Below are 11,258 nucleotides of genomic sequence, written 5' to 3'. Positions count from 1 at the left end.
CGCCTCCGATCCCTTCCCGAGGAGCACCCATGACATCCCGACGACGTTCCGCCGCAGCGGTCGCCGCCCTCGCCGCCACCGCTCTCGTCCTCGCGGGCTGCGCCGGCGCCTCGAACGGCTCCAGCGCATCCACCGCCTCCGACGGCAAGAAGTTCGCCGGTCAGACGCTGACGGTGGAGATGATCTCCTCGCACGAGGGCGCCGCCAAATGGCTCGCCGCCGAGTTCAAGAAGGAGACCGGCGCCACGGTCAAGACCGTCATCGTGCCCTACGACGAGATCGGGTCGAAGATCGCCCTCGACCAGCAGTCCGGCGCGAACACGATCGACGCTGCGGCGCCCTGGTACGTCTCGCTCGGAGACCTCGCCTCCGACGGCGCAATCCAGGACCTCTCCTCCTGGATCAAGGACGACAAAGCGCTCGACACATCCGACTTCATCCCGTCGATCTACGACGCGTACAGCAAGGTCGGCGACAAGCGCTACGGCCTTCCGTTCGACGGCGACACGCACGTGCTGTTCTACAACACGGAGATCCTCGCGAGGAACGGCATCCAGGCGCCGCCGAAGACCTGGGACGAGTACCTGCAGGACGTGAAGACGATTACCGCCAACGAGTCGGCGCAGGGCGTGTACGGCGCCGCGGTCTTCGGGCAGAAGTCGCCGCTCATCCTCGGCGCCAGCTACGCTAACCGCCTCGCCGGCTTCGGCGGCGAGTTCCTCGACGACAAGGGCAAGCCCGCACTCGACTCCGAGGCGGCCGTGCAGGCGGCGCAGGCGCTGGTGGATGTGAACAAGTACGCGCTGCCCACGCCGGCCGAGACGGACTTCGGTGCGGGGAACAGCGCCTGGTTCGCCGGCAGAGTCGGATTCATCGAGAACTGGACCGACCTCGGCGTCCGCTCGGAGGACGCATCCAGCGACTCGAAGGTCGCGGGCAAGTGGGGCGTCGTGACGCTGCCCACCGGTGGATCCAACACGACCTCCCGCGCATCGCTGGTCGCCGGCTTCACCTGGGTGATCACCGCCAACACCAAGAAGGCCGACCTGGCCAAGGCGTTCATCCAGTTCGCGACCTCGTCGAAGGTCAACGCCCAGCTGCTCGTCGCGTCGCCGCCCACCGGGATCGACCCGAACCGGAAGAGCTCGCTGAACGACGCGACCTACGGCAAGGACTTCCCGACCATCCAGAACGTCAACAAGGCCACTCTGACCGGATCGCTCGCCTGGCCCACCGGAAAGCACGCGACGGAGCTCGCCCAGGTGCTGACGGACGGCCTCGCCAAGCTGCTCGCCGGCCAGGGCGGGAGCGCCAAGCAGACGATGGACGACATCCAGAAGAAGTGGGAGAGCATCCTCAAGTGACGGAGGCCTCCCTCGTCACCGACGCCGCCCCCCGGGCCGCCGCGCGCACACCCGCGCGCCGGGCCCGGGCGGGCGGCGCCGGGGTGCGCCGGGCCATGGTCGCTCCGACCGTGCTCGCCACGATCGTGCTCGGCGCGTATCCGCTCGTCTTCATCGTGCTGACCGCGCTGTCGGAGTCGTCGCTCGGCCGGCCGCTGCAGAGTTGGGTCGGCACGGCCAACCTCACCGACGCGCTTACCGACGGGGATGTGACCGCCTCGCTCGCGCGCAACGTGGTCTACGCCCTGGTCGTATCGGCGGCGAGCACCGTGCTCGGCGTCGTCACCGCGCTGGCGCTGCGCAGCGCGACGAGCCGCGGCTCGCTCAGCCGCACTCTCCTGCTGCTGCCGCTCATCACCCCGCCCGTGATCGTCGGCGTGCTCTGGAAGCTGATCTTCAACCCGTCGGGCGGCCTGCTCAACACGGTGCTGAGCCTCGTCGGCTACCACGGGGCGCCCGTCGCCGTGCTGTCGTCGCCGGGCTGGGCGCTCGTCGGGATCGGCGTCGCAGACGTGTGGGAATGGACGCCGCTGATCGCGCTCTTGGTGTTCGCAGCGCTCCTCGGACAGGACCGTGAGGTCGCCGAGGCCGCGGCGCTCGACGGTGCGCACGGGTTCCGGTTCTTCCGCAGCATCACGCTGCCCGCCATCGCGGGCACGATTGCGGCGGCCTTCCTCATCCGGCTGGTGCTCGCCTTCAAGGTGTTCGACCTCGTGTTCGTGCTGACCTCGGGAGGGCCCGGCACGTCCACGAGCATGCCCGCGTACCTGATCTACCAGGCAGCACTGCAGCAGTTCGACCTCGGCCGGTCGTCGGCGATCACACTGCTGCTCGCCGTCGTGGTGACCGTCGTGACGCTGCCGGTCATCCTCATCGCCAGGAGGCTCCACCGTGACTGACCGCCTGCTCGCCGCAACCCGCGACCGCCGGCCCATCGCCGCGGTCGTCGTGCTCGCGCTGGTGCTCGCCGGCACGCTGATCCCGATCGCGTACCTCGTGTCGGTGTCGCTGATGTCGCGCGCCGACGTCGGCGCCGGCCTCCTCGTCCCTGCACACCCGCAGCCGCAGAACTGGGTGAACGCTCTCTCCGGCGGCCTGCTGCAGGGCGTACTCAACTCCCTCGTCGCTGCCCTGGCCGGTGCGGCGCTCACGCTCGTCATCGCGGTTCCGGCGGCCTGGGCGATCACCCGGTACCGTGCGGGAGGGCGCACGCTGGCGGCGACCGTGCTGAGCCCGTGGCTGCTTCCGCCGATCGTCGCGGTCATCCCGCTGTTCACCCTGCTGCGCTCCCTGTCGCTCAACAACACGCTGCCCGGACTGACCCTGGTCTACGCCCTCTCGAACGTCGCGGTCGCCGTCTGGCTGCTCGAAGGCTTCACCCGGCGCATCCCCGCCGAGCTCGACGAGGCCGCCCAGCTGGACGGCGCGGGAGGCTTCCGCGTGCTGATCAGCATTGTCACCCCGTTGCTCGCCCCGGCGCTCGTCGCGGTCGGCATCATCGTCGCGGTGCTCGACTACAACGAGTTCCTCCTCGCCGCCTTCCTCACCCAGTCGCCGGACGCGCAGACGCTCCCGGTCGTGCTGACGCTGATGCTGGGGGAGCGGATCACCGACTACGGCAAGCTCGCGGCGGCATCGGTGATCGGGCTCATCCCCGTGTTCGCCGCGGCCGCGTTCTTCCAGCGTCGGCTGGTGTCGGGGCTGACGGCGGGGTCGACGCGCTGAGTCACGCCGGGCGTGCGACTACCTCCGCCAGGGCGTCCAGCAGCTGCGTCCACCCCGGTTCGAGGCCGGCGATCATGGGTGCGGCGGCAGCATCCGCATCGGCGACCCGGATCGTGAGCTCCATGCGGCAGCGGGTCCGGCCCGACAGGGTCAACTCGTGCACCGCGTCGAACAGCGGTTCGCCGTCAGGCCCGAGGGGCGCGAGCGTGAACTCCAAGCGGCGGCCCGGCTCTGCGGCGTGGACCGTGCCGGCCGAGGCGTAACGCGCGCCGTCGGCCTCGCGCAGCCGGAGTTCGACGTGGCCGCCGGGAGTCGCATCCAATCGACTGCGCTCCACCTCGAAATGCCGGGGTGCCCACCACTGCGCGAGGAGGCGGGGATCGGTCCAGGCCTCCCACACCTGTGCCGGAGGAGCGGGGATGGTGCGACGGAAGTGCAGGATGGTCGCGTGACCGGCCGCGTCGTCGGAGAGCCGCGCCTCGGTTGCCGCTACCGCATCTGCGTATCGCGCGAGGGCGACGTCGTCCGGAGTCGCCGCCGACAGACCGCCGAGCCAGTCGGCGACCTCATCGAGGGCCGCTCGGTTCAGGGAGGCGAGTTTGCGCCGGCCCAGCCGGTGGACACGCACCACGCCGGCAGCTTCGAGTGCTTGGAGGTGCTTGGTCGTCTGAGGCTGCAAGGCCCCGAGCACGGCGGCGACCTCGCCGACCGTGTGCGGGCGGATGGCCAGCGCCTCGACGATCCGGAACCGCGTCGGTTCTGCGAGTACCGCGAGGATCGCGTGCACCCGGTCGCTTTCGACCGCCATCCGATCCTCCGATCGATCGATGCTTGACACATTCGTCGCAACGAATATATCGTGCGATCAAACGAAGGAGCAAATCATGGAAACGATCGAACGTACCATCGCAGCCCCGGCCGAGACCGTCTGGGAACTCTGGACGACCCCGGCGGGAATCGGGCGCTGGTGGGCGCCGGACGGGTTCCGCACCGACGTGTCGGCGCTCGACCTGCGGCCCGGAGGTGAGCTCGTCTACACGATGACGGCGACGGCGCCCGAGCAGGTGGCGTTCATGGAGCAGAACGGGATGCCGCTGAGTACGACATCCCGCAAGACCTTCACCACAGTCGAGCGGCCGACGCGGCTCGGGTACCGCTCCCTGATCGACTTCGTGCCCGGCCACGAGCCCTACGAGCAGCTGACCGAGGTCGAGCTCGAGCCGGTCGACGGTGGGACGCGTGTGATCATGAGGGTCGAGCCGCTGCACGACGATGTGTGGACCGAGCGGCTCCTGGCCGGCCGGGCGAACGAGCTGGACAACCTCGCACGCCTGATTGACGCGGGGGAGTAGCTCGCCAGGCGAAGGCCGTGGCGCCGTCACTGCGGCTGAGGGACCTCGATACGGCCGAGCTGGAGCAGGATCGCGAAGCGGTCGGGCACACCCCAGTGCTCGACGATCCGCCCATCGGCGACCCGCGCCACATCGACGACGGTGAAGTGCACCGGCCGCCCGGTCGGCGCTCCGAGGAAGGGCCCCGTGTTGGTTCCCGCACCTTCGGCGCGGACCCAGACGATGTCGTCACGTTGGGCCCAGTCCCCGATGGTGAATCGGAGGTCCGGGAAGGCGGTGTGCACGTCGGTCATGCCCTTCTTGACCTTGGCGATGGCGTCGGCGCCGGTCCCGGACAGCCCGAGCTGGTGTTCGACGAGGTCGGGGGAGCAGAGCTCGTCGACGATGTCCGTGCGGCCGCCGGCGAATCCCTCGTGGAGCATCCGCTCCAGAAGGACGACCGCGGCCGGTTCTGCGTCTGTGGTGATCATGGGAGAACTCCTCTATCTGCACCTTCGCTGCAGTCAGTGCAGTGACACTGCATTGACTGCACCATTAGTATCGATCTCGTGAACGCCGACGTCAAGACCGCATCCTCTTACCGGAAGGAGCAGGCGCTGCAGACGCGCCTCCGCATCGCGTCGGCCGCTCAGGCGCTGTTCGCGCGCGACGGGTATGCGGTGACCAGCATCGAGGCGATCGCCCGGGAAGCCGGCGTCGGCACCCGCACCGTCTATGCCGCGTACGGGGCCAAGCGCGAGATCCTCAATGTGATCTGCGAGCGCTGGCTGGAGCGGGCGCGCGCCCGCGAACTCGCCCGCGAGATCCTGGACTTGCCGGAGCCGGGGGAGCGGATGACGGGAGCGGCCCGCTGGCTGACGGTGCTGTACTCGACCGATTTCGACGTCGTGCGCATCCTCGATTCCGCTCTGGACGAGGATGCGGAGACTCAGGCCCTGCTGCGCTCGAAGCTCCGCGCACGCAACCGCGTGATGGACAGCCTGATCGCCTCCGTGGAGGACGCGCTGGTCGTTCCCCTGTCCGAGGCCCAGGCGGTGTACCGGGCGTTCGCCGCGAGCGGTGTCTACCTCGAGCTGGTCGTCAACGCCGGATGGACGCCGGAGCACTTCGAGCAGTGGCTGGCCGCCACGCTCGCCGGTCAGCTGCTCGGGATGCGGTAGCCGGGCCGCGGATCGCCCGAGCGGTCAGTGGTTGCGCGGGTCGCTCGGGCCGCCCCGCGTGCCCTTGTGAGCCTCCTCGATGATCCGCACGTCGTGCACGGTGACGCTCTCGGTCATCAGTAGGTCGAGGGAGGTGACGAACAGCCGCCCGATCTCCTCGGGGGTGACCTCGGGTCCCGGAACGTCGACGCGGAACCCCTGCGCCTGCAATCCGCCCTCGTTCGAGAACGTCACCTCGGCGTCGAACACCGCGCGATACTGCGTCATCGTCCCCTCATCCCTCTCGTCGCGCCGAGCCTAGCCTCCGCCCACGCGCCGCAAACGGAGGACATCCCGCGGCCCGGACGGTCGGGCGTCCTCCGTTCCGGCGCGACAGCGGCGTGTCGCCGCAGCATCCCCTCCGTTTCCGACAGCGCAGCGAACGACGGTTCGAGCGTAAGAAACGGAGGAGATTCGGCGGGACACTCCGCGAAACGCCGCGAACGGAGGGGATGCGGGCGAGCGTGCCTGGCATCCCCTCCGTTTTCGACGCGGTCGGCTGTGAGCGCGGGACCGCTCAGCCAGCGGGCAGCAGCTCCGCGATGAGGGCTTCGACGCGCCGCTTGATGTCGTCGCGCACCGGGCGCACCTGCTCCACCGGGAGACCGGCGGGGTCGGTGAGGTCCCAGTCCTCGTAGCGCTTGCCCGGGAAGATCGGGCAGGTGTCGCCGCATCCCATGGTGATCACTACGTCGGACTCGCGCACGGCGTCCGTCGTCAGGATCTGCGGGGTGTTCCCGGCGATGTCGATGCCCTCCTCGGCCATCACGGCGACGGCCGCGGGATTGAGCCGGTCGGCGGGCTCGGAGCCGGCGGACAGCACCTCCACCCGACCCCCGGACAGCTCGCGGAGGTATCCGGCGGCCATCTGGGAGCGTCCCGCATTGTGCACGCAGACGAACAGCACGGTGGGGCGGTCGGACACGGCGGCCTCGCATTCTCTCAGTACCCGAATCATAGATGACCGTCGATGTCTTCGACCACGCTCGCGGCGACCGCATCGATCCCGCGCGGCTCGCGTCCGAGCAGCCGCCGGAGGTGGTCCGTCTCCTGCGCGAGCGCCCCCGCGGCCGCCGCGGCGTGCAACAGCCCGAGCGGATCCGCATCGGCTGCGGACACATCCCGGTGTGCCACGGGCCGCCCGAGCAGACCGCTCAGGATGCGGGCGAGCCGATCGTAGGTCCAAGCCGGCCCGCGCAGCTCCCACAACGCCTCGCTGGGCGGATCGACGACCACCCGGGCGGCGGCTTCGCCGAGGTCTGCGATGGATGCGGTGGCCAGCGGACGGGACGCGGTGGCCGATCCGATCCACCCGCTCGCCGACCGTTCGACCGCGGCCGTGACGAACGGCTCCGTGTAGAACCCGTTGCGCAGGAGGGTCGCCCCACCGCGTTCGCGCAGAGTCGCCTCCGTCGCCGCGTGCGCCGGGTCGTGGTCGGCGCCGTGGACGCTCGTATAGACGATGTGCTCGAGTGACGCCGCAGCGGTGAGCACCGCGCGGTGCTGCCGGAGTCGCTCGTCCGGATCGAGCACGGGACTCGAGACGAACAGCAGGCGGTCGATCCCGCGGAAAGCCGTGGCGAGGCCCACGGGATCGGCGTAGTCGGCGCGTCGCGCATCCACTCCGATCCGCCGCAGCCGTGCGGCCGCATCAGGGGTCCGGACGAGCGCATGCACCTCCTCGGCGGGGTGGAGGGTGAGCAGGGATCGGACGGCCGCGCCGCCGAGACGACCGGACGCGCCGGTGATGAGGATGTGGGTCATTGCGTGCTCCTGAAGAGTCGACGAGAACAGGTTCCGGGGCGGGGGAGTCGAGACTCCCGGCCGTCACGAGACCGTCGTCGCGCGCACGCGCGGGAAGGCTGCCGTCAGGCGCCTGCGGGGATCACAGTGTGAGAAATCATCCGCCGCCGAGGCTACCGCATCACGGAGCGTGGAAGTAGTGCCGCTCCACCGGCTCGGTGCTGCTTAACGCGCGTGCCGCCTCCCAGAGCTCCCGGTCGCGTCCGGTGAAGCGTTGCGTCCGTTGCCGGGTGAACTCGCCCCAGGAGGGGACGAGGAACGTCTCCAGCATGGTGTCCGGGTGGTCGCCGCTGCGGTACAGCCGCCAGCGGTAGCCGCCGGTGCGTCTGCGGGAGTCGGCCACCTGCCGGATGGCCCGCTCGAACGCGGCGCGGTCGGCGTCGCTCACGCGGTACGACATCTCGATCAGCACCGGTCCGTCGGTCGGGTCGGGTTCGAAGACGAGCATCGGCTCGGGCCACGAGTTCGCGATGGTCCGGTCGATGGTCGCCGTGCCCGGGAGCAGCGGGAGCGGACGCACGCTGACCGCCACGACGACCAGCAGGACGGCCGAGATCACGAGCGCGGCGGTCGTACCGGCCGCCTGCGCCAGCACGCCGAAGAGGAACGACCCGATGGCCATCGCGCCCATGAAGAACAGGATGTAGACGGCGACCGCCCGCGACCGCACCCACTGCGGGAGCGTCAGCTGCAGGGCGGCGTTGAGGACGGTGAGGGTGCCGATCCAGGCGAGCCCGGCCACGACGAGCACGACGAGCGCGACGACGAACGGCGCGAACGCGGCGGCGACCGTGCCCAACGCGAAGAGGAATGCACTCGCGGAGATCACGACGTTGTCGCTGAACCGCTTCCGGGCGACGGGCAGCAGGAACACACCCGCGACGGCACCGATGCCCAGGGCGCCGAGCAGCAGGCCGTATCCACTCGAGTCGAGCCCGAGGCGGGTCGCCGTGAGCGGCAGCAGTGCCCAGAGCGCGCTGGCCGGGAAGGCGAACAGCACCGAGCGGAGAAGGATGCGCCGCACGAGGTGCGCCGACAGCGTGTATCGCACGCCGGCGCGCAGAGCCGGGCCGAACCGCTCGCGGTCGTCGAGGCCGGGCTGCGCCGGCCGGCGCCACCACATCAGCGCGGCGACGGCTCCGAGGAAGCTGACGGCGTTGATCCCGAACACCACCGGCGTCCCGAACAGCGACAGCACGACACCCGCGAGCGCCGGACCGATCGCCCGGGCGCCGTTCACGGTCACGCCACCGAGCGCGGCGGCAGCGACCACCTGCTCGCGGGGGACCAACTCCGGCTGGATCGCCTGCCAGGCGGGCGAGGTCAGGGTGGATGCGACCCCGAGCAGCAGCGTGAACCCGAGCAGCGTCGGCGCGGTGAGCCCTCCGACCGCGGCGACGACGGTGAGCGCGATGGCGAGCACGGCACTGGCCGCCGACCCCCAGATCAGCAGTTTGCGGCGGTCGAACGAGTCGGCGAGCACGCCCGCCGGGAGCGAGAACACCACCGCCGGGAGCAGGCTCGCCGTCTGCACCAGCGCGATCACGACGCTGTCCGCATGCGATTCGACCAGGAACCACTGGGCGCCGACGGTCTGCATCCACGTGCCGATGTTGCTGCCGAGCTGCGCGAACCACAGCACGCGGAACACCGAGATCGCCAGGGGCGCCCAGGGGGAGAGGGATGCGGCCTGCGCCGTCCTGCTCGCGGGTGCGGTCATCGGGCGGTCACGTCAGGCGTTACCTCTGCATCAGGCACCGGCCACCGCCCGAGGTCGGCGGCGGCCCGATACGTCGCCTCGAGGAAGTCGCGGACCAGCCCCTCGGGGTCCTCCGCACGCCGGACGTTCTCGTACGGCAGCAGGAACTCGCCCAGCTCGTCGCTGTAGAACGCCCCCTCGGGCATCGCCGTGCGCTCGAACCCCTCCGGCGCGGGATAGGCGTACGAGTAGAAGGCGCCCTCCGCACCGCCGCCCGGCCAGAAGCCTGCGCTGCTCAGCTCGCGGGAGTAGCCCTCCAGCATGACGCTGTCGGGGCAGTTCGGCGCACCCCCGGGATGCGGCGGTGCGGTCCGTCCCGAGAACCGGGTGACCGCCAGATCCATCGCACCCCAGAAGTAGTGCACCGGACTTACCTTGCCGGTGAAGCCCGAGCGGAACTCCAGCAGCATCCGCTGGGCGTCGATCAGCTGCCGCCAGAAGGCCTGCGCCTGCTCCGGCTCGTACGTGCAGTGCTCGGTGTCCTCGGCGAACGGGATGGCGACCGCCACCTCGTTGGGGACCGCGTGGATGTCGACGGTCACGCCGAGGTCGGCGAGCGCCTCCCGCGTCGCGGCATAGAACGTGGCGACCGAATGACCCGCGAGCGGGAACCGGCGCAGCCCGCCGTCGCTGGTGCGCAGCGTGAGCTCGTGGTCGACGAAGTCGAACTCGATGTCGAGGATCCGCGACGGGAGGGGGATGGGGCCGGTGCCGAGCCCGCGGGCGCTCGGATACAGCGTGACGTGCCACCAGTGGTTGATGGGCGGCGTCAGCGCCATCCGGATCTTGCCGACGACTTGCGTCCACATGTGGAGCGTGTCGCGCGTGGCGACCCAGCTGTCGACGGGGAGTTCCACCCGCGTCTCGGCGACCGCTGGACGTCGGTCAGGAGTGATGGCCACGTCCTCGATATTAGGAGAACGACCCGCACATTCGTGCAGAATGTGCGCTTACGGCCGCTCTAACCGCACGTTCGGCACGAATCGTGAGGGCGCCCGGTCACGGCACGACGACGACCTTGCCCCGCGCGCGCCCCTCGCCGATATGCGCCACCGCGGCGGCCGTCTCCTCCAGCCGATAGACCGCGTCGATGACGGGCCGGAAGGATCCGTCGTCGAGCAGCCGGGCCAGCTCGCGCAGGTCCTCCGGCCGCTCTCGCGAGATGAGGCCGACCAGCCGCTGCCTGCTGAAGCGGTCGAGCATCCCAGCCGCCGCCGTCCGCTGGATGCCGCCGAGCAACGGGCCGCCGGATTCGCCGCCGACGAGCACGACCGAGCCGGTGGGGCTCAGGATGCTGCGCAGCGCGGAGAGCGGGCGGTTGCCGGCGGTGTCGATGATGGCGTCGTAGACCCGGCCGAGCGTCAGGATGTCGGTCGTCGTGTAGTCGACGACCTCCCGCGCACCGAGCGAGCGGACGAGGTCCGCCTTCGCTCCGCTGCAGACCCCGGTCACCTGGGCTCCTCGGGCCGCTGCGAGCTGCACCGCGATGTGGCCGACGCCGCCGGCCGCGCCGATGACGAGTACGCGGTCGCCCGCGCCGGCACCGCTCGCGGTGACCGCCTGCAGGGCCGTCACGGCGGAGACCGGCACAGCTGCGGCCTCCTCGAAACCGATGTTGTTCGGCACGGCCACGAGGTCGTCCGCCGAGGCGACGACGAACTCCGCCAGGGCGCCGTCCGCCGAGCCGAACACGGCGTCCCCGACCCGCCAGGCGGTCTGCGTGCCGGCGCCGACCTCCTCGACCACACCGGCGAACCCGAGCCCGCGCACGCGTGCCTTCGGGCCGCGCCAGCCGAATCCGATCGCGCGCATCAGGTACGGCCGGCCGGTCGTGAGATGCCAGGTGCCCGCATCCACCCCGGCCGCACGCACGCGGACCAGCACCCGGTTCTCGCCGGGCACCGGCACCGGGATGCGCTCGACGCGCAGCGCGCTCGGCGGCCCGTAGGCGTCTTGGGTCACGGCCCGCATCGTGCGGCCTTCGTTCGTGTCCATCGGGATCTCCTGTCGCAGTCCT

At 70.6% G+C, this 11,258-nt stretch carries 13 protein-coding genes; 5 read left to right on the top strand and 8 right to left on the bottom strand.

From position 1 onward, the window contains the following. Positions 1–29: 29 nt before the first annotated feature. The 3 genes from ACF1AJ_RS03980 to ACF1AJ_RS03970 are packed head-to-tail and all read left to right on the top strand — an operon-like array spanning position 30 to position 3,128. Complete coding sequence (locus tag ACF1AJ_RS03980; protein ID WP_391506206.1) at positions 30–1,364, top strand: ABC transporter substrate-binding protein; 1,335 nt, start codon at positions 30–32, stop codon at positions 1,362–1,364. Then, positions 1,361–2,302, top strand: coding sequence for a carbohydrate ABC transporter permease (locus tag ACF1AJ_RS03975; protein WP_391506205.1), 942 nt, complete (start codon positions 1,361–1,363; stop codon positions 2,300–2,302). Before ACF1AJ_RS03980 ends, ACF1AJ_RS03975 begins: the two co-directional genes overlap by 4 nt. Beyond that, positions 2,295–3,128 carry a carbohydrate ABC transporter permease gene (locus tag ACF1AJ_RS03970; protein WP_391506204.1) on the top strand — a complete coding sequence of 278 codons (834 nt, stop codon included), beginning with the start codon at positions 2,295–2,297 and terminating at the stop codon, positions 3,126–3,128. The genes ACF1AJ_RS03975 and ACF1AJ_RS03970 overlap by 8 nt, the downstream gene beginning before the upstream one ends. 1 nt (position 3,129) lies before the next feature. Here the strand turns inward: ACF1AJ_RS03970 and ACF1AJ_RS03965 are convergent, their stop codons facing one another. Then, positions 3,130–3,936 carry a metalloregulator ArsR/SmtB family transcription factor gene (locus ACF1AJ_RS03965; RefSeq protein ID WP_391506203.1) on the bottom strand — a complete coding sequence of 269 codons (807 nt, stop codon included), beginning with the start codon at positions 3,934–3,936 and terminating at the stop codon, positions 3,130–3,132. A 76-nt stretch (positions 3,937–4,012) separates the two neighbouring features. On the opposite strand from ACF1AJ_RS03965, the gene ACF1AJ_RS03960 reads away from it, so the two are divergent. Beyond that, the gene (locus tag ACF1AJ_RS03960) at positions 4,013–4,480 is read left to right on the top strand and encodes an SRPBCC domain-containing protein (protein WP_391506202.1); all 468 of its coding nucleotides are present in this window, start codon (positions 4,013–4,015) and stop codon (positions 4,478–4,480) included. A 26-nt stretch (positions 4,481–4,506) separates the two neighbouring features. Here the strand turns inward: ACF1AJ_RS03960 and ACF1AJ_RS03955 are convergent, their stop codons facing one another. Further along, positions 4,507–4,950: an ester cyclase gene (locus ACF1AJ_RS03955; protein ID WP_391506201.1), complete on the bottom strand. Its 444-nt coding sequence runs from the start codon at positions 4,948–4,950 to the stop codon at positions 4,507–4,509. Between the two features lie 78 nt (positions 4,951–5,028). Between ACF1AJ_RS03955 and ACF1AJ_RS03950 the strand changes: the two genes are divergently transcribed. Continuing rightward, positions 5,029–5,640 (top strand): TetR/AcrR family transcriptional regulator, encoded by a 612-nt coding sequence (locus tag ACF1AJ_RS03950; RefSeq protein ID WP_391506200.1) that lies wholly within the window; start codon positions 5,029–5,031, stop codon positions 5,638–5,640. Between the two features lie 24 nt (positions 5,641–5,664). Here the strand turns inward: ACF1AJ_RS03950 and ACF1AJ_RS03945 are convergent, their stop codons facing one another. From ACF1AJ_RS03945 to ACF1AJ_RS03920, 6 genes are all read right to left on the bottom strand, one after another. Continuing rightward, positions 5,665–5,907 carry a hypothetical protein gene (locus ACF1AJ_RS03945; RefSeq protein WP_018191003.1) on the bottom strand — a complete coding sequence of 81 codons (243 nt, stop codon included), beginning with the start codon at positions 5,905–5,907 and terminating at the stop codon, positions 5,665–5,667. Positions 5,908–6,196: 289 nt separating this feature from the next. After that, a complete protein-coding gene (locus ACF1AJ_RS03940; RefSeq protein WP_391506199.1) occupies positions 6,197–6,604 on the bottom strand; it encodes an arsenate reductase ArsC in 408 nt (135 codons plus the stop codon). Between the two features lie 29 nt (positions 6,605–6,633). After that, complete coding sequence (locus ACF1AJ_RS03935) at positions 6,634–7,443, bottom strand: NAD(P)H-binding protein (RefSeq protein ID WP_391506198.1); 810 nt, start codon at positions 7,441–7,443, stop codon at positions 6,634–6,636. 160 nt (positions 7,444–7,603) lie between these two features. After that, positions 7,604–9,202, bottom strand: a complete 1,599-nt coding sequence (locus ACF1AJ_RS03930; RefSeq protein WP_391506197.1) for an MFS transporter — start codon at positions 9,200–9,202, stop codon at positions 7,604–7,606. Beyond that, on the bottom strand, positions 9,199–10,143 hold the full coding sequence (locus ACF1AJ_RS03925; RefSeq protein WP_391506196.1) for a DUF5996 family protein: 945 nt from the start codon (positions 10,141–10,143) through the stop codon (positions 9,199–9,201). Before ACF1AJ_RS03925 ends, ACF1AJ_RS03930 begins: the two co-directional genes overlap by 4 nt. Before the next feature lie 97 nt (positions 10,144–10,240). Continuing rightward, positions 10,241–11,236 (bottom strand): NAD(P)-dependent alcohol dehydrogenase, encoded by a 996-nt coding sequence (locus tag ACF1AJ_RS03920; protein ID WP_391506195.1) that lies wholly within the window; start codon positions 11,234–11,236, stop codon positions 10,241–10,243. Positions 11,237–11,258: the final 22 nt, after the last annotated feature.

The organism is Leifsonia sp. NPDC014704 (assembly GCF_043083605.1).
In the GTDB taxonomy this organism is placed as follows: Bacteria; Actinomycetota; Actinomycetes; order Actinomycetales; family Microbacteriaceae; genus Leifsonia.
The sequence above is the reverse complement of the archived record's forward strand: the minus strand, read 5'-3'. Positions and strand labels throughout refer to the sequence as shown.